15 protein-coding genes and 1 riboswitch are annotated in these 16,226 nt (G+C 73.4%); of the genes, 8 read left to right on the forward strand and 7 right to left on the reverse strand.

The features are described from left to right. Nucleotides 1–4: 4 nt before the first annotated feature. Nucleotides 5–268 carry a DUF6479 family protein gene (locus ACFWV2_RS21030; protein ID WP_384406497.1) on the reverse strand — a complete coding sequence of 88 codons (264 nt, stop codon included), beginning with the start codon at nucleotides 266–268 and terminating at the stop codon, nucleotides 5–7. Nucleotides 269–457: 189 nt separating this feature from the next. Between ACFWV2_RS21030 and ACFWV2_RS21035 the strand changes: the two genes are divergently transcribed. Beyond that, on the forward strand, nucleotides 458–643 hold the full coding sequence (locus tag ACFWV2_RS21035; protein ID WP_384406498.1) for a CsbD family protein: 186 nt from the start codon (nucleotides 458–460) through the stop codon (nucleotides 641–643). 85 nt (nucleotides 644–728) lie between these two features. Here the strand turns inward: ACFWV2_RS21035 and ACFWV2_RS21040 are convergent, their stop codons facing one another. Continuing rightward, on the reverse strand, nucleotides 729–1,166 hold the full coding sequence (locus ACFWV2_RS21040; RefSeq protein ID WP_384406499.1) for a VOC family protein: 438 nt from the start codon (nucleotides 1,164–1,166) through the stop codon (nucleotides 729–731). A gap of 197 nt (nucleotides 1,167–1,363) precedes the next feature. Between ACFWV2_RS21040 and ppk2 the strand changes: the two genes are divergently transcribed. After that, nucleotides 1,364–2,371, forward strand: coding sequence for a polyphosphate kinase 2 (gene ppk2, locus ACFWV2_RS21045; protein ID WP_384406586.1), 1,008 nt, complete (start codon nucleotides 1,364–1,366; stop codon nucleotides 2,369–2,371). A 10-nt stretch (nucleotides 2,372–2,381) separates the two neighbouring features. Here the strand turns inward: ppk2 and ACFWV2_RS21050 are convergent, their stop codons facing one another. Both ACFWV2_RS21050 and ACFWV2_RS21055 read right to left on the reverse strand, forming a co-directional pair. Beyond that, nucleotides 2,382–2,867, reverse strand: coding sequence for a flavin reductase family protein (locus ACFWV2_RS21050; RefSeq protein WP_384406500.1), 486 nt, complete (start codon nucleotides 2,865–2,867; stop codon nucleotides 2,382–2,384). Between the two features lie 2 nt (nucleotides 2,868–2,869). Further along, the gene (locus tag ACFWV2_RS21055) at nucleotides 2,870–3,913 is read right to left on the reverse strand and encodes an iron-containing redox enzyme family protein (RefSeq protein ID WP_384406501.1); all 1,044 of its coding nucleotides are present in this window, start codon (nucleotides 3,911–3,913) and stop codon (nucleotides 2,870–2,872) included. Between the two features lie 241 nt (nucleotides 3,914–4,154). Here ACFWV2_RS21055 and ACFWV2_RS21060 point away from each other — a divergent pair, with 241 nt between their 5' ends. From ACFWV2_RS21060 to ACFWV2_RS21080, 5 genes are all read left to right on the forward strand, one after another. Further along, the gene (locus ACFWV2_RS21060) at nucleotides 4,155–4,781 is read left to right on the forward strand and encodes a flavodoxin family protein (RefSeq protein ID WP_384406502.1); all 627 of its coding nucleotides are present in this window, start codon (nucleotides 4,155–4,157) and stop codon (nucleotides 4,779–4,781) included. Nucleotides 4,782–4,850: 69 nt separating this feature from the next. Further along, nucleotides 4,851–5,744: an SDR family oxidoreductase gene (locus ACFWV2_RS21065; protein WP_384406503.1), complete on the forward strand. Its 894-nt coding sequence runs from the start codon at nucleotides 4,851–4,853 to the stop codon at nucleotides 5,742–5,744. Nucleotides 5,745–5,826: 82 nt separating this feature from the next. Next, nucleotides 5,827–6,471: an alpha-ketoglutarate-dependent dioxygenase AlkB gene (locus ACFWV2_RS21070; protein ID WP_384406504.1), complete on the forward strand. Its 645-nt coding sequence runs from the start codon at nucleotides 5,827–5,829 to the stop codon at nucleotides 6,469–6,471. 442 nt (nucleotides 6,472–6,913) lie between these two features. Continuing rightward, a riboswitch (ZMP/ZTP riboswitch) is annotated at nucleotides 6,914–7,019 on the forward strand. A 28-nt stretch (nucleotides 7,020–7,047) separates the two neighbouring features. Beyond that, nucleotides 7,048–7,902 (forward strand): bifunctional 5,10-methylenetetrahydrofolate dehydrogenase/5,10-methenyltetrahydrofolate cyclohydrolase, encoded by an 855-nt coding sequence (locus ACFWV2_RS21075; protein ID WP_384406505.1) that lies wholly within the window; start codon nucleotides 7,048–7,050, stop codon nucleotides 7,900–7,902. A gap of 136 nt (nucleotides 7,903–8,038) precedes the next feature. Then, complete coding sequence (locus ACFWV2_RS21080) at nucleotides 8,039–9,181, forward strand: hypothetical protein (protein ID WP_384406506.1); 1,143 nt, start codon at nucleotides 8,039–8,041, stop codon at nucleotides 9,179–9,181. On the opposite strand, the gene ACFWV2_RS21085 is transcribed toward ACFWV2_RS21080, so the two are convergent. After that, nucleotides 9,162–10,475, reverse strand: coding sequence for an SWF or SNF family helicase (locus ACFWV2_RS21085; protein ID WP_384406507.1), 1,314 nt, complete (start codon nucleotides 10,473–10,475; stop codon nucleotides 9,162–9,164). The two genes, ACFWV2_RS21080 and ACFWV2_RS21085, sit on opposite strands and share 20 nt — an antisense overlap. Beyond that, nucleotides 10,472–13,681: a DEAD/DEAH box helicase gene (locus tag ACFWV2_RS21090; protein WP_384406508.1), complete on the reverse strand. Its 3,210-nt coding sequence runs from the start codon at nucleotides 13,679–13,681 to the stop codon at nucleotides 10,472–10,474. The genes ACFWV2_RS21085 and ACFWV2_RS21090 overlap by 4 nt, the downstream gene beginning before the upstream one ends. A gap of 261 nt (nucleotides 13,682–13,942) precedes the next feature. Here ACFWV2_RS21090 and ACFWV2_RS21095 point away from each other — a divergent pair, with 261 nt between their 5' ends. After that, nucleotides 13,943–15,052: a fatty acid desaturase family protein gene (locus ACFWV2_RS21095; RefSeq protein WP_384406509.1), complete on the forward strand. Its 1,110-nt coding sequence runs from the start codon at nucleotides 13,943–13,945 to the stop codon at nucleotides 15,050–15,052. 83 nt (nucleotides 15,053–15,135) lie between these two features. Here ACFWV2_RS21095 and ACFWV2_RS21100 read toward each other — a convergent pair whose 3' ends face one another. Further along, a complete protein-coding gene (locus ACFWV2_RS21100; RefSeq protein WP_384406510.1) occupies nucleotides 15,136–16,134 on the reverse strand; it encodes a hypothetical protein in 999 nt (332 codons plus the stop codon). Nucleotides 16,135–16,226: the final 92 nt, after the last annotated feature.

Genomic DNA, 16,226 nt, shown 5'->3' on the forward strand with positions numbered 1-16,226 from the left:
GGCGTCAGCGGCTGGAGTCGCCGAGGTCCGGGTCGGCGTCGGGCGTGGTCCACGAGTCGCGGCCCGACCGGCCGCTCGCGGCGGTCGGGTCACCCACCGGACGGCGCCGACGCGCGGCCCGGCGACTGCCCCACCAGAACGCGGCGAGAAGCAGGATGACGACCACCGCGCCGATGGCCACGGCGAACCACACGGCGTTGGATCCTGCCGACGCGAGAGCGGGTCCGGACGTGAGGACGGGCGCGGCTGCCAAAGTGGATGTGATCATGATCGCCTTTCTCGCGGATCGGAACGCGCACCCGGCGGCTCGGCCGGCGGATGCGGTGACGCGGTCGGCGTCTGTCCCCTACCGGCCACCTCAAACGCCCCCGGGGGAGTGACGGGCCGACGGGCGGGATCCACGGAGTCTGCCTAGCGTGGCACCTGCAACCCATCCACAGGAAAGGGGCAATACGTCATGGCAGGCAAGGGCACGGAGAAGGCGAAGGGCAAGATCAAGGAGGCCGCGGGGAAGGCCATGGGCAACAAGCGCATGGAGTCGGAGGGCAAGACGGACCAGATGAAGGGCAAGGCCCGTGGCGCCGCCGACTCGGCCCGCGAGCGCGCCGAAGGCGTCCGCGACTCCCTGGACCGCGACAAGTAGGCAGGTCCGACGCGTGTCGCGACGACCGAGCCGGCCGCCCCGGTCTCCCCACGGGGAGGCGGGGGCGCCGCTCTGTCGCCCGCGCTCAGGCCTGCCCGGCGCGGGGAAGACCCTGGTCGGCGTCCACCGGGGGCGTCGTGGCCAGGACGAAGGAGTGACCGGCCGGGTCCGTGTAGCGGCGCAGGTCCGTGCGCCGGTCGGTCCGGGTGCCGTCGCGCACCGCCGCGACGGGCCGCGCGCCGAGCGAGACCGCCTCGCGTTCCGCCTCGTCGAGGGCGTCGGGGGCCACGAGGATCTCCAGGTGGGCCTGTTGGGCGTCCTCGGGGCGGGGCCAGCTGGGCGGCGCCTGCCCGTGGTCACGCCGGATGCCGAGCACCGCCCCGGAATCGCCGGAGACGAGCAGCAGGTCGGGATCCCCCGGGTGGGGCTCCACGGTGGCGCCGAGGAGCGCCGCGTAGAACCCCGCCAAGGGTTCCGGGTCGGTGGAGTCGAGGACGAGGACGAGAGCCTTGGGCACAGTCATGTGGCCCGTCTGCCCCGAGCCCCCGGGGCCAAGCCCGTCGCCGCTGACGCCGGGACCCCAGGGACCGGCGGGTATGAGGATGCCTGTGGGTATGAGGATGTCAGCGAGTGTGCGGATGTCCGTGGGTACCGGGCTGTCCGTGGGTACGAGGATGTCGGACCGAACGGGCTAGAGGAGCGGGGCGACGCATGGGCGACATGAACACTGCTGACGGCAAGGACGAGGACCGGGGCGAGGCGCGTGAGCAGGACCTGCTCGAGGGCCTCAGCGTGGACGTCAGCCGGCCCGAGCAGCCCGTCCTGCTCAGCGCCACCGGCGACCCCATCCGCACCTGGCAGGAGAACTACCCGTACGACCGGAAGGTCCGACGTGCCGAGTACGAGCGGCAGAAGCGGATCCTGCAGATCGAGATGCTGAAGCTGCAGCGTTGGGCGAAGGACACCGGCGCCCGGATCGTGGTGCTGTGCGAGGGGCGGGACGCCGCCGGCAAGGGCGGCACCATCCAGCGGTTCACCGAGCGGCTCAATCCGCGCGGCGCCCGGATCGTCGCCCTCGACAAGCCGACCGAGCGAGAAGCCGGGCAGTGGTTCTTCCAGCGCTATGTGGCCCCTCTGCCGGGCCCTGGCGAGATCGTGTTCTTCGACCGCTCCTGGTACAACCGCGCGGGCGTCGAGCGGGTGATGGGCTTCTGCACCGACGAGGAGTACGAGCTGTTCCTCCACCAGTGCCCGCTCTTCGAACGCATGCTGGTCGAGGACGGGATCCACCTGGTGAAGTTCTGGTTCTCCGTCTCCCGCTCGGAGCAGCGGACCCGTTTCGCCATCCGCCAGGTCGACCCCGTACGGCAGTGGAAGCTCTCTCCCACCGATCTCGCCTCGCTGGACCGCTGGGACGACTACACCACGGCCAAGGTCGCCATGTTCCGGGAGACGGACACCGAGCACGCGCCGTGGACCGTGGTCAAGAGCAACGACAAGCGGCGCGGGCGCCTCGAGGCCATGCGCAGCCTCCTGGCCCGTATCGACTACGCGAGCAAGGACCCGGAGGCGGTCGGTACGCCCGATCCCCTCATCGTCGGGGCGGCGGACACCCTGCTCGAACCGGGTGAGGAGACGACGGACCTGTCGCCCACCCCTCTGGCCCCCCTACGGGACGGCCCGGGGGAGCACCCGGGAGAGCACCCCGGAGACCATCCGGGGCGCTGACCACGGTGTTCTAGGCCGGGTGCCCGGGGGAGAGGTCCACGACGTCCCCCAACCGGAGCAGCGGCGGCCGCACGGGGCCGGACGGGCTCTCCGCGACGGGAGCGAGCAGGAAACCGACGTGGTCCCCGCCGTCGACGCGCTCCAGCACCCGGCCCACGAACCAGGCGCAGCAGTCGGAGAGGACGGGAACGCCACCCTCCCCCGGCCACCACTCCACCCGGTCGAACTTGTCGATGTCGTCGCCGGTCCGTCCCCCGAACAGCTCCGCCGTCGCCCGCTGCTCGGGCCGCAGGGTGTGGACCGCGAGGTGGGAGGCTCCGTGTGCGACGCGGTAGGTGCGGTTCGCCAGGGAGAGCCACACCATGAAGAGGGGCGGGTCGATCGAGCACTGCGAGGCGAATCCCACCAGGCAGCCCGCCCGTTCGTCCCCGGCCCTCGTCGTCACGACGTACATCTGGTGGTCGAGCACCTCGGCGAAGGTATCGAGGCCGGCCATGCTCAGGACCTCGGGTCCGCGTCCGGCAGAGGGCTGCGGAGCGCGGAGCGGCCCGCAGCCCAGGCTTCGCGGATGTGCGCGTCGAGCCTGTCGTCGAGCAGTACGGTCGCGGCGCAGCCGAAGGCGATGTCCGGTTCGAGCGCGGGCTCGTCGACGAGGAGTCCGCCGATCACCTCGCGCCGCACGATCTGCTCGTGGACGGCGTCGGCTTCGATGTGCTCGGTGTAGAACCGCTCGGCGGCCGGCCCCGCGTCACACCGGCGCATCGCCTTGGCGAGCCGGCGGGAGCCGGGCGAAGAGGTGACCTCGACACAGGCGAAGTGGCCGACCAGCGCTCCGCGCAGGGCACGGTGCAGGCCGAAGAGCGACATGAGGTTGACGGTCGCGAGGAGCGTCGCGTCGGCGTGGTCCAGGTAGTGGCCGTAGGACGTGTCCAGGCCGAGGTCGGTCATGAGGTCCGCGAAGAGCCGGGCGTGGATGCGGTCGGCGTGACCGGCGCCGAACTCGTCGTACTCGATGGCCACCATCGCGGCCTTGGCCCGTCCGGTCAGCCGGGGGATGACCCAGACGTGCGGGTCCGCCTCCTTGAGGTGGTAGAGGGAGCGCAGTGCCGCGTACTCGCGCAGCTGCCAGAGTTCGCCGTCGGTCTCCAGGTGGCGGCTGACGCTGTCGGCCGGATCGACCGGTTCGACGAGCAGCGGTGCGAAGGCCTCGTCGACGGACCGGGGCGCGTCGGGGAGTGCGGTGCGCAGCGCCTGGAGGAAACGCTCCTCCAGTTCCCGCCGCAGGCGCAGCAGGTCCGGATCCCACTCGCGGGAGTCGTCGACGCCCTCGAAGCCCCGGTAGTGGAGTTCGTACAGCAGGTACAGCGCGAGCTGCAGGTCCTCACCCCAGGGGTCCGCCCGCCGGATGCTTCCCTCGGTGTACGCCGGCGGCCGACCCGTCCGCAGGGCCCTCTCCACGGCGCCCGAGAGGTCACCGCGCCCCGCGACCAGGCGGGGGCCTGCGGTGGCTGCGTCCGGGGTGCTCGTGCTGAGCGACGTCATCGAAGGCTCCTGTCCTCGGGTGGCGGTGGCGGGCGGCCCGTCCGTGGGCGGGCGGAAACCGTGCACCCGCGTGTCTCGGCGACGGGCAACAGGCCGCCTACCCGCTCTGTACGGCACTATTCGGCCACCGCGCCCCGGGCGCGACCAGGAGACCGCCGCCTGGCCCACCCCTCCCTCGCCATCCGGGCCGGAGTCCCCCGAAAGGTGAGATACGACCTCGGGTCGGGGGTAGGGGGTGGCCATGGACGCCAACGACACCACACCCCTGCGCGCCGTCGCCCTCGTCTGCACTCTTTCCCCTTCCCCGGCCGCCTCCAGCTCGCAGCTGCTGGCCGAGCAGACCATGGCCGCCCTCAGCGATCACGGTGTGACCGGCAAGATCATCCGGATCGCCGACCACGACGTACGCCCCGGGGTGAAGACCGACATGGGCGACGGGGACGCGTGGCCCGAGATCCGCGACACGATCCTCGGCTGCGACATCCTCGTCCTGTCGACCCCGATCTGGCTCGGGCACCCGTCGAGCATCGCCCAGCGGGTGATGGAACGGCTGGACGCCGAGATCTCCGAGACCGACGAGGAAGGCCGGATGCTGACCTACGGCAAGGTCGCCGCGGTCTGTGTCGTGGGCAACGAGGACGGGGCGCACAAGGTGAGCGCCGACCTCTTCCAGGGGCTCAACGACGTCGGGTTCTCCCTCGCGCCGAACGCCGTCACCTACTGGGTCGGTGAAGCCATGCAGGGGACGGACTACCAGGACCTCGAGAAGACGCCGGAGAAGACCGCGGCCACGACCGCGACCCTCGCCGCCAACACCGCCCACCTCGCCCGCCGCCTCAAGTCGGTGCCGTACCCGGCATCGTCCTGAGGTGATCGACGCCCCGGAGCACAGCACCACCAGGCAGTACGTCCAACGCCCCAGAGCACGGAGATCCCGATGTCCCCTCAGGAACAAGCACCCGTCCCCGACCCCGTGACCGGCCACCCCCGGCCGCCCTTCCCCGACCAGGAGCAGGACCACCCCGGCTCGACCGAGGCCATGCGACCCCGTCCGGACCACGGTGAGGACTCGTACCGCGGTCACGACGTGCTCGTCGACCGGGTGGCGGTGGTCACCGGCGGTGACTCCGGGATCGGCAGGGCCGTCTGCCTGGCCTTCGCACGGGAGGGCGCGGACATCGTCTTCACCTACCTGCCGGAGGAGGACGAGGAGGCCGCGGAGACCGCGCGTCTGGTCCAGGAGGCGGGGCGCAAGGCTCTCCCCGTCGCCTGTGACATCCGTGACGAGAGCCAGTGCGCGGCCCTGATCGACCGTGCCGTGGAGGAGCACGGGCGCGTCGACGTCCTCGTCAACAACGCCGCCTACCAGATGGCGCAACCGGACGGGATCGAGGCCATCACCACCGAGCAGTTCGACCGGGTGATGAAGACCAACCTCTACGGGATGTTCTGGCTCTCCCGCAGTGCCCTGCCCCACATCCCGCGCGGGGGCTCCATCATCAACACCACCTCCGTGCAGGGCTACCAGCCCAGCCCGCACCTCCTCGACTACGCGATGACGAAGTCGGCGATCATCTCCTTCACGCACGGTCTGGCGCAGATGCTGGCCGAGCGCGGCATCCGTGTGAACGCGGTCGCGCCCGGCCCGGTGTGGACCCCGCTGATTCCGGCGACGATGCCGGACACGGAGGACTTCGGCCGCCAGTCGCCCCTGGGCCGGGCCGCCCAGCCGGCGGAGATGGCGCCCGCGTACGTCTTCCTGGCCTCGCCCGGGGCGAGCTACATCACCGGCGAGATCGTCAACGCGACCGGCGGCACGCCTCTGCCGTGAACCCGGGCAGGCCGCTGTGCAGGGGGCTCGGGCGAACGGAGACATTCGAGCAGGTGTTCGGTTGTGCGGGTATCCTGGGACCATGACCGCACCACGGCCGATCCCCGGCCTCCAGGGCTCCCTGTTCGACCAGGGTGACGACCCCCGCCCCGGCCCGTTCGACGGGATCAGGCGGACCACCCTCGCGCACGGGGCCTGGATCGACCATCTGCCGGGGTGGTTCCAGGGCGCCGACGTTCTGTTCGAGGAGCTCGTCGAACAGGTGCCGTGGCGTGCCGAGGAGCGGAAGATGTACGACGACGTCGTCGCCGTACCGCGCCTGCTCGCGTACTACCGCGAGGGTGAGCCCCTGCCGCACCCCGCTCTCGACGCGGCCCGCGCCGCCCTCGACGCCCATGTCGCGTCCGAGCTCGGCGAACCCTTCGTCACGGCCGGCCTCTGTCTGTACCGCGACGGGCGCGACAGCGTCGCCTGGCACGGTGACCGGACCGGTCGCTCCTCCACGCGGAACACGATGGTCGCCATCCTCTCCCTCGGTGATCCGCGCGACCTCGCTCTCCGCCCGCGCGGTGGTGGGCCCGCCGCGCTCCGACTTCCGCTGGGCCACGGTGACCTCGTGGTGATGGGCGGCTCCTGCCAGCGCACCTGGGACCACGCGATCCCGAAGACGAGCCGTGCGGTCGGCCCGCGGATCAGCGTGCAGTTCCGCCCGCGGGACGTCGCCTGAGGGGCCACGACCCTCGCCCTGGGCGTCACATCGGACCGATGACCTTCTTCCGCGTGTGCCCGTAGACCACCGACGTGCGTACGTGGCGAGTTCAGGGCGTTTCGTCATCTTGTCCAGGACGACGGCGTGCAGAGTGTCGGTGTCCCCCAGTTCCTGGGCCATGTCCCGAATCGAGCGCGGAGGAGCCACGCGCGGGCGGGGCGGGGGAGCCCCGACGGAGCCGGGCGCCAGCGCGAGTGCGCCGCCGGGTGGGACCGCGAGTGTGCCGGGCGGGGCTGTGATGCCCCGGGCCGTGGCACAGGCGGGTCCGGAGCCGGACGCGCCCGGGGCGGCCGTACCGACGTCACGAGGAGGGAACGACGGGAGCCGGCAGTCTCTCAGCCCCCACGGCTTGGCGAGCCGCACCCGTCAGGAAGGGTCCCCCGCCCCCTCACGTACAGTGGCCCCGGGCCGTGACTGGCGCTTGAGGTGGATCACCACCGGGGAGCGGCCCGGCGGGAGCGCCCCCCGGCGGGCCCGTCCGGATGCCGTGCGCCTGGGCGAACAACCCGTCGGAGACGAAGCCCAGGAGTCGCCATGTCCACCAGCACCGCCACCCTCATGGACGGCACGGCCCTCGCCCGCCGGACGGTCGAGGAGACCGCCGCCCGCGCCGCCGAGATCACCCGCCGCACCGGCGTCACGCCGTGTCTCGCGACCGTCCTCGTCGGCGAGGACCCGGCCTCCGTGACGTACGTGAAGATGAAGCAGAACCGTTGCGCCAAGGCCGGGATCCGCTCCCGGCACGTCGAACTGCCCGCCGCCACGACGACCGGGGAGCTCGTCGCCGCGATCACCGCCCTCTCCGAGGATCCCGAGGTCCACGGCATCCTGCTCCAGCACCCGGTCGGCCCGCACATCGACGAGCGCGCCGCCTTCGAGGCCATCACGCCCGCCAAGGACGTCGACGGCGTCACCATGGCCTCCTTCGCCGCCATGGGCTTCGGACTGCCCGGCTTCGTCTCCTGCACGCCCGGCGGGATCATGCGTCTCCTCGACGCGTACGGCGTGGAACTCCGCGGCAAGCGCGCCGTCGTCGTCGGCCGCAGCGCCATCCTCGGCAAGCCGGCCGGTCTGCTCCTCCTCGGCCGCGACGCCACCGTCACCTACTGCCACTCACGCACCGAGGACCTCGCCTCCGTCGTCCGCGAGGCCGACGTCCTCGTGGCGGCCGTCGGCAAGCCGAACTTCATCAAGGGCGCCGACATCAAGCCCGGTGCCGTCGTCGTCGACGCCGGCTACAACCCGGGCAACGTCGGTGACGTCGACTTCGCGACGGCCGCCGAACGCGCCTCCCTCATCACCCCGGTCCCCGGCGGCGTCGGCCCCATGACCATCGCCGTGCTCCTCGCCCAGACGGTCGAGGGCGCGGAGCGTCAGCTCGGCCTGTAGGGGAGTCATGACGGGGCGACGGCAGGGGTGGTGGCGGACCGGAGCGCGGCAGGGGATTGTCACGGTTCTGTACGGGCGGCGGTCATCCTCCGAAAAAGGGTGGCCGCGGGCCCCCCGACGGGCGAACCTGGACCCCGTGCCCCACCCGTCCCCCGCCACCCCGCCGCCGCACCGCCGACCGGACGCTCCCGGCTCGACCGAACCGACGGCGTCCGAGACGTCAGCCGAGCCCGTGGTCTCCGCGGCGTCTGCCGAACGCGCGGCCCTCGACGCGCCTGCCCCACCGGACGCCTCCCCCGCCGAACGCGCGGCCTCCGCCCCACCGGCCCCCGCGTCCGCCGAACGCGCGGCCTTTGCCGCGCCGGACGGCTCCGACGTCCTCGCCGCGCGCGCCGGTGCCGAGTCCGGGTGGTCGCCACGCCTCGGCCGGCTCGGCGCGGCCAAGCCGGTGCCGGCCGCGGGGCGCGCGCAGTGGTTCGGCGCGCCGGTCGTCCCGCTGCTGGTGGCCGCGCTGGTGGCGGGCGCCTTCGTGGTCGTTCGGGGCGGGGCCGAGCAGGACCTCGCTCACGACGGCCGACCGGGCGGTGAGCAGGTCGGCTTGCCCTCGCCCCGAGCCTCCGACGCCGGGAACGCCACCTCATCGACCGACGGCCAGGCGAGCGACACGCGCGGCGGACACAGCGGTACGCCCGGAGGCGGCGCACCCGACGCCCGCGCGGACATCACACCGACGGATGCCACACCGTCGGACGCCACCGTGACGGCCGACGCGACCGCCGACGGCGCACCGACCCGCACCGGACCCGCCCACCCGCCCTCCCGCGCCGACGGCAGTGTGACGCGCGTGTCCCCGACCCCCTCCCGTGGCGGAACCACCGCGCCCACACCCCGGCCGACCGGCACCGTCACGCGCGACCGCACACCGGCCCGGCCCGTCTCCTTCGAGGCGCTGCGCGTCGGCGACTGCTTCGACATCGACCGCGACGCGCCGGGCACCGCCCTCCGACGCTCCTGCGACACGCCGCACCACGCCGAACTCGTCTCCCGGCTCCGACTGACCGGAGTCCTCGCCACCGACACGGCGGTCCGCGAGGCGGCGGCCGTACTGTGCCGCGAACCCCTCCGCCGCAAGGCCGCGTTGCAGCCGCTCGGCACGCGCTGGACCACCTTCGTCCAGTACCCGTACCGGACCAGCTATCTTCTCGGCTCGGCCACCGTGGCCTGCAGCCTGGTCGCTCCCTCCGCCACCGGTGGCAAGCTCAGCCGCCCGCTCCTGTAGCACCGGCGGCGAAGGCCGTGGCGAGAGCCGTCGCCGGATCACGGTCCGGCGGACCCGCGGGGGCCCAGCGGGCACCGGACTTGAGGTACGGCCACCAGCGTCCGTCCTCGCCGAGTCGCAGCTGTGCCTCCGCGCCCACCGCCGTCCACCGCGCGCCGCCCGCCCGCCGCAGCACCGGCCGTTCGTCGTCCTCCCAGGCCTCCAGGAGCCGGGCCCCGGCCCGGGTGAGCGCCTCGGGGTCCGGCGTCCACTCCTCCTCCAGTACGGCGAGGGCGGCCGCGCCACCGAACCGCCATGCGCGCGTGGCCAGGTCAAGCTCCGCCCGCGTCCGGCCCGAACCCGTGGCGAGCCGCGCCGCGATCCAGGGCGCGGGGGAGGCCGTCGCCAGCCGTGCGGCATCCTGAGCGACCGTCAGACGCGGGTCGAGCGGCGCCGCCCCGTGGGCGTCGACGAGCATCCGGTGCGCGCGGGCCGCCGCGTCCGAAGCCAGGAACTCCAGCGCCGCCGGGTCGATCCCGGGTTCCGGCTCCGTCTCCGTGTCCAGGGACGGTGACCGCCCGGGCGCGTCGGAGGCGACCGGAGGATCGGGCAGCGGCGGCAGCAGGAACTCCGCCGCGTACGCCTCCTCTGGCGACACGCCGGGTATCCCACCGGCGCCCGAGGCGGTCCCTTCATCCGGCGTGTCGTCCGTGTCCGGACCGCCACGCACGGCACGCGAAGCACTGCGCGTCTGCAGCTGGTCGATCAGCGTGCGCTCCCCGCGCCCCCGCATGAGCAGCAGGACGAAGGGATCCTCATCGATCAGACGTGCCACCTGGTAACAGAGCGCCGAGGTGTGCGGACAGTGGTCCCAGGCCTCGCAGCCGCACTCCGCATCGAGGTCACCGATCCCCGGCAGCAGATCGAGCCCGGCCGCCGCCGCGTCCTCCACCAGGTGCGGCGGCATCTCCCGTTCGAGGAGTGCCGCGATGTGGCCCGCGCTGTCCACGGCGAGGTCGAGGAGCCGTTCCCACTCCTCCTCCGAGAACTCCCGCACCAGGACGTCACCGCGGTACGGCGTGCCGTCGCGGTCCTTGACCACCGCCGTGATCCGGCCCGGCCGTACCGACACGGCGCCGACCGCTCCCGCGCGCGCGTGCCGGCGTCCCGCCTTGAGCTGCGCGCCGTCGAGCGCGGTGTCCTCCAGGGCCTTGAGCCACGCGCGGCCCCACCAGGTCCGGGTGAAGGCCCCGCCAGAAGCGGGCGGCAGCGCCGCGAACGTACGCTCCTCGTCCCCGTGTCCGTACCCGCTCATCGTCCGTCCCCCCGCAGTCGCACCAGCTCCGCCAGTTCGGCGTCGGTCAGTTCGGTCAGTTCCGGCGGCGTGTCCCCGCCCGTTCCCAGGACGCTGTCCGCCAGTTCCCTCTTGCGGTCGAGCATGGTCGCGATCCGGTCCTCGATCGTCCCCTCGGCGATCAGCCGGTGGACCTGCACCGGCCGGTCCTGCCCGATCCGGTACGCGCGGTCGGTGGCCTGGGCCTCCACGGCGGGGTTCCACCAGCGGTCGTAGTGCACGACGTGCTCGGCGCGGGTGAGGTTGAGCCCCGTACCGGCGGCCTTCAGGGAGAGGAGGAAGACCGGGACCTCCCCGTCCTGGAAACGGGCGACCATCGCCTCACGTTGGGCGACCGGTGTCCCGCCGTGCAGGAACTGCGTCCGCACGCCCCGCGCGGCGAGGTGTGTCTCCAGGAGCCTGGCCATCCCCACGTACTGGGTGAAGACCAGGGTGCACGCGCCCTCGGCGAGGATCGTGTCGAGCAACTCGTCGAGCAGCTCCAGCTTCCCCGAGCGGCCCTCGATCCTCGGCCGTTCCTCCTTGAGGTACTGCGCCGGGTGGTTGCAGATCTGCTTGAGTCCCGTCAGCAGCTTCACGACCAGACCGCGCCGCGCCATGCCGTCGGCCTCGGAGATCGCCGCGAGGGTCTCCCGCACCACCGCCTCGTAGAGACCGGCCTGTTCCGGTGTCAGGGACACGGCCCGGTCCGTCTCCGTCTTCGGTGGCAGCTCGGGCGCGATACCGGGGTCCGACTTGCGGCGGCGCAGCAGGAACGGCCGGACGAGCGCGGCGAGTCGCGCGGAGGCGGCCGGGTCCCTGCCGCCCTCGACGGCGGCGGCGAACCTGGTCCTGAACGCGCCCAGGCTGCCGAGGAGTCCGGGCGTCGTCCAGTCCAGGATCGCCCACAGTTCGGAGAGGTTGTTCTCCACGGGTGTGCCGGACAGCGCCACGCGCGCGCGGGCTCCGATGGTCCGCAGCTGCCTGGCCGTCGCCGAGTACGGGTTCTTGACGTGCTGCGCCTCGTCCGCGACGACGAGTCCCCAGCTCCGCGCGGCGAGCCGGGCCGCGTCGAGCCGCATGGTGCCGTAGGTGGTGAGGACGAAGCCGCCGTCGGTGAGGTCCTCCAGGTCGCGGGTCGCACCGTGGAAGCGGCGCACCGGCGTGCCGGGCGCGAACTTCTCGATCTCCCGCTGCCAGTTGCCCATGAGGGAGGTCGGGCAGACGACGAGGGTGGGCCCGGCGGCTGCCGGGTCGGACTGACGGTGCAGATGCAGCGCGATCACCGTGATCGTCTTGCCGAGTCCCATGTCGTCGGCGAGACATCCACCGAGACCGAGGGAGGTCATCCGGTGCAGCCAGTCGAGGCCGCGCAGCTGGTAGTCGCGGAGGTTCGCGGCGAGTCCGGGCGGCTGTGACACCTCGGGGCGGCTGCCCTCGGGCTCGGCGAGCCGCTCCCGCAGGCGTTCGAGCCAGCCGGTCGCCGCCACCTCGACGAGCTGCCCCTCGACCTCGGTGGTGCCGGTGAGGACGGCCGAAAGGGCGTCCACCGGCGTGACCTTGCGGTCCTGCTGGGCACGGGCCCGGCGCACTTCGGCCGGGTCGACGAGCACCCAGCGGTCCCGCAGGCGCACGAGGGGCCGCCCGGCCTCGGCGAGCCGGTCGAGCTCCGCCCTGGTCAACTCCTGATCACCGACGGCGAAGCGCCAGTGGAAGCCGAGGAGGGCGTCCGCGGAGAGGAAGGAGGGCAGCCCGGACGCGGACCGGGACCCGGTGTACTCCTCTCCGGACGGGCCACCTTCGGGGGACAGGGCACCGGCTGACGCTCCGGCGGACCGAGCGCCTCGAAGGCCCTGAGCGCCCTCGGTGGACCCGACGGCCCAGGACTCCTCGGCTGATCCGGTGTCCTCGGGCTGCCCGGGGGACCGGGACACGCCGACGGACCCCGGCTCCCCGTGGGTGTCCGCGCCGACCGGGCCGATCACGGCGCCGGCGGTCAGTCGGTCGGTGAGTTCGCGTGGCCAGTGGACCTGGACACCCGCCGAGGCGAGGTCCCGGCCCGCCGCGCCCAGCAGCTCCGCGACCTCCTCGTCGGCGAGTTCGACGGTGTCGGGAACCGCCGCCGTCAGAAGGGGCGCCAGCGGGGCCCAAGCGCGGGCGGCGCGACGGAGCGCGAGCAGGACGTCCATCCGGACCCGTGGGCCGAAGGCCGCCCCGTCCCGGCCGGAACCCGCCCAGACCTCCGCCGCGTCCGCGACCAGCGTCGGGTCGGCGACGGCGTGCAGTTGCAGGACCGCGCGGAACGCCGGCGCCTCCTCGGCCTCGGCGGTGAAGCCGGGGAGTTCGAGCCGGAGCGACAGCCGGATGCCCGCGTCGTGCACCGCCGCCACGTCGGCCGCCCACGTCCGCTGCCCCGGAATCCGCTGCGGTTCGTCGGCCGCGAACGCGGGCCCGTCGGCGGCGAGTCGAGCCGCAGGGGTACGGGGCAGGGTGTCCGCGACGGCGTCGGCGAAGGCGCGGAGCAGCGCCTCGGGTTCCGGAAGCAGCGGCGGCTCGTCCGCAGAAAGCGGTACGGCGTGGGCCGCGGGCGGCATCGACGCGGCGAGCGTCCGCAGTTCCGCCAACTCCTCGGGGCCGAGCGGACCGGCGCGCCAGGCGTCGACGTCGCCGGAGGTGAGACCGGGCAGCAGCAGCCCGCGAGCGACAAGGCTGAGGGCGAGCAGCGAGGCGGCACCCCAGAAGGCGGTCGCGGGGGACGCGGTGGCGGAGAACCGCGCCCTGGCGAGCAACGGCAGGGCGTCCCGTACGGGGAGGGTGAGGGCGGGGACGGTCAGGGGACGGAGGGTGACGCCGTCCACGACCGTGAGCTCCACCGGGGCGAGGCCTGTGAAGAGCCCTGCCGAGCCGGGTGTGTCCGCCGGCCCCGAGGCGCTTGGGGCGCCCGCCGTACGCGACCCGCCGACCTCACCGGAGCCGCTCGGCGTGACCGCCGTATCCGAGTCGCCCACGCCGCCCCGCACGTCCGGGAGTGCCTCGCCCTCCGGGGACCAGAACGCGACCCGGCCCGCGCGCGGCGGATCGGCGGGAAGGAAGACGGCGGAGTGGTGGGCGAGTGCGAGGAGGGGGTCCCGGGTGGTCTCACGGGGTGTCTCGCGGGCGGGATCATCGGGTCCGGGCGACAGCGACAACGCATTCCTCAAATTTGACTACCTGAAGACTGAGCGGCCGAGGATACCTCGCTCGACGGATCCGACGCGCACCGTCGCCGAGTGATCCGCACCACAGACAGCGGGGGTGGGGCTCCCCCCACCCCCGGCCCCCGGACGACCCCCCGTCCGGACCGGGTGGTGACGCCATCGTTCCGGACGATCACGTACCCGTACGTTCGGGGTAGGCGCTCACCGACCGAACCGTCACCGGAGCCCGACCGACAGAAACCGGAGCCCTCCATGGCCCAGGCCACCGTTCTGCCCCCGGCCGCCGCCCCCGCCGCGGCGCCCGCCCGAGCCAGGGGCGGCAGTGAGTTCACCCCGCTCCTGCGGACCGTGAGGGAGCAGGGCCTCCTCGACCACCGCCCCGGCTGGTACGCCCGCGGCATAGCCGTCAACCTCCTCGGCATCGCCGCCGTGGTGGCCGGTCTCGCCCTGACGGGCCCCTCCTGGTGGGCGCTCCCGCTCGCCGTACCGCTCGCCCTGCTCTCGGCACGGGCCGCCTTCGTCGGCCACGACGCCGGCCACGCCCAGATCACCGCGAACCGGAGGATCAGCCGGATCATCCAGCTCGTCCACGCCAACCTCCTCCTCGGCATGAGCCGGGAGTGGTGGAACGACAAGCACAACCGCCACCACGCCCACCCCAACCACCTCGACAAGGACCCCGACGTCGCGGCCGACATCCTCGTCTTCGCCGAGCACCAGACGGCGGGCCGCACGGGTCTGCGCGGATTCCTCACCCGTCACCAGGCCTGGCTGTTCTTTCCTCTGACGACCCTCGAGGGCATCGCGCTCAAGGTGTACGGGGTCCAGGCCCTGCTGGCCAAGGACGGTCCCTGTCGCACCCGGCGCGAGCGGCTCGTCGAAGGCGCGCTGCTCCTCGCCCACTTCGCCGGCTACACGGCCCTGCTGCTCACCTTCCTCACCCCGGCGCAGGCCCTGGTGTTCGCCCTCGTCCACCAGATGGTGTTCGGCGTACACCTGGGCATGGCGTTCGCCCCGAACCACAAGGGCATGGAACGGCCGGACGAGCACGTCGACGGCGACAGCTGGGGCCATCTGCGGCGCCAGGTGCTCACTTCGCGCAACATCCGGGGCGGCGCCCTGACCGACTGGTTCCTCGGCGGGCTCAACTACCAGGTCGAGCACCACCTCTTCCCGAGCATGCCGCGCCCCCATCTGCGCCTCGCCCAGGCCGCCGTCCGGTCCCACTGCGCCGCCCTGGGCGTGCCGTACACGGAGACCGGTTTCGTCGACTCGTACCGGCAGGCCCTCGGCCACCTGCACGAGGTGGGCGCGCCGCTGCGCTCCGAAGGGGCCGAGCAGGGTCACAACGATCACGCGTGAAGTGGTGATCGCTCACCCTCCCCGCCGGCCGCACCGCCCGCTCGGAAGGGCCTGACCCCGGGGGGGGAGCGTCGGACAGGCGGTCAGGACGGGCGTACGGCCATCGCGTCCAGCCCCGCGAGGAGCGCGGGCAGCCGCGCGCCCCGCGCCACCGGCAACACCTCGCCCGGCAGCTCGTCGAGCAGGACGAAGGCCATGTCGTCCGCCCGGGCCACGAGAGACCATCCTGGGCCGTCCGCGCGCAGCGTACGCACGCCCCCTTCCGCACCGGCCACGGACCGCACCCGACCGACCGGCGGCGGTTCCACGAGGTACCGCCGCAGTTCGTCGAGCGCCCTCCGGACCCCGTCGTACGGGTCATGGACCGCCCCGCCCCCCGGCGCCACGGGCGCACCCTCGGCCCGGACGGGATCCTCGCCCGTGCCGGGAGCCGTGCCCGCACCGACGCCGGGAGTCACGCCTGCGCCGGTGTCGGGAGCCACGCCCGCGCCGGAGCCGAGGGCGGGATCCGTGCCGGTGCCGACGGCGGGATCCGCGCCTCCGACCGGGCCCTTCGGCTGTTCCCCGGGCGGGGGGACATCGCTCACCCGGGCCCGCCACGTCGCCCACTGGAGGGCCACCTCGTCGGCGCCGAGGCGCCGCTGGGCCGGGCCCCACTCGTCGCCCGACGGCGGCACGAGCGGAGCGGGATCGCCCTCCTCCGGCTCGGGATCGTGCGGCGCCGGCACTCCCGGCGCCCGGGTCACCACGGCGAGCGGCCAGCCCGGCAGCCCGGCCACCACCGTGTGCTCGGCGGGCGACAGGTCGTAGGCCATGCCGCAGTCCCAGGAGGAGATGGCCACCGCGACGAGCGACACGTCGTCGACCACGACCGTCCAGCGCGCCCCGAGCCCGTCCTGGCCGAACACGAGCCCGTACCCCTCGGCGTACGGCTCGAGCCCGAGCGCCGCGCAGGCCGCCGGATAGTCGTCACCGAGCACGCTCGGGAACCGCGCCGGGGTGAGCAGCGCCGCTGTGAGCACGAACAGCGCGTCGGCGTCGCCGACGGCCTCGGCCTCCGCGCTCGGGTCCGTCCCAGCCACGCTTGCCTCCCCATCCGGTTGTCGGCGCACCTTAACCAGTGAGGAGGGAGACATGTCCATAGTTCGGCGCCGTGACCTGCGTCGCCGTGCGC

The organism is Streptomyces sp. NPDC058671 (genome assembly GCF_042716475.1).
Classification (GTDB): Bacteria; Actinomycetota; Actinomycetes; order Streptomycetales; family Streptomycetaceae; genus Streptomyces.

Excerpts from the sequence above, each read along its gene's own strand:
- ACFWV2_RS21030 (WP_384406497.1), bottom strand. The coding sequence starts at position 268 with ATGATCACATCCACTTTGGCAGCCGCGCCCGTCCTCACGTCCGGACCC.
- ACFWV2_RS21035 (WP_384406498.1), top strand. The coding sequence starts at position 458 with ATGGCAGGCAAGGGCACGGAGAAGGCGAAGGGCAAGATCAAGGAGGCC.
- ACFWV2_RS21040 (WP_384406499.1), bottom strand. The coding sequence starts at position 1,166 with ATGACTGTGCCCAAGGCTCTCGTCCTCGTCCTCGACTCCACCGACCCG.
- ppk2 (WP_384406586.1), top strand. The coding sequence starts at position 1,364 with ATGAACACTGCTGACGGCAAGGACGAGGACCGGGGCGAGGCGCGTGAG.
- ACFWV2_RS21050 (WP_384406500.1), bottom strand. The coding sequence starts at position 2,867 with ATGGCCGGCCTCGATACCTTCGCCGAGGTGCTCGACCACCAGATGTAC.
- ACFWV2_RS21055 (WP_384406501.1), bottom strand. The coding sequence starts at position 3,913 with ATGACGTCGCTCAGCACGAGCACCCCGGACGCAGCCACCGCAGGCCCC.
- ACFWV2_RS21060 (WP_384406502.1), top strand. The coding sequence starts at position 4,155 with ATGGACGCCAACGACACCACACCCCTGCGCGCCGTCGCCCTCGTCTGC.
- ACFWV2_RS21065 (WP_384406503.1), top strand. The coding sequence starts at position 4,851 with ATGTCCCCTCAGGAACAAGCACCCGTCCCCGACCCCGTGACCGGCCAC.
- ACFWV2_RS21070 (WP_384406504.1), top strand. The coding sequence starts at position 5,827 with ATGACCGCACCACGGCCGATCCCCGGCCTCCAGGGCTCCCTGTTCGAC.
- ACFWV2_RS21075 (WP_384406505.1), top strand. The coding sequence starts at position 7,048 with ATGTCCACCAGCACCGCCACCCTCATGGACGGCACGGCCCTCGCCCGC.
- ACFWV2_RS21085 (WP_384406507.1), bottom strand. The coding sequence starts at position 10,475 with ATGAGCGGGTACGGACACGGGGACGAGGAGCGTACGTTCGCGGCGCTG.
- ACFWV2_RS21095 (WP_384406509.1), top strand. The coding sequence starts at position 13,943 with ATGGCCCAGGCCACCGTTCTGCCCCCGGCCGCCGCCCCCGCCGCGGCG.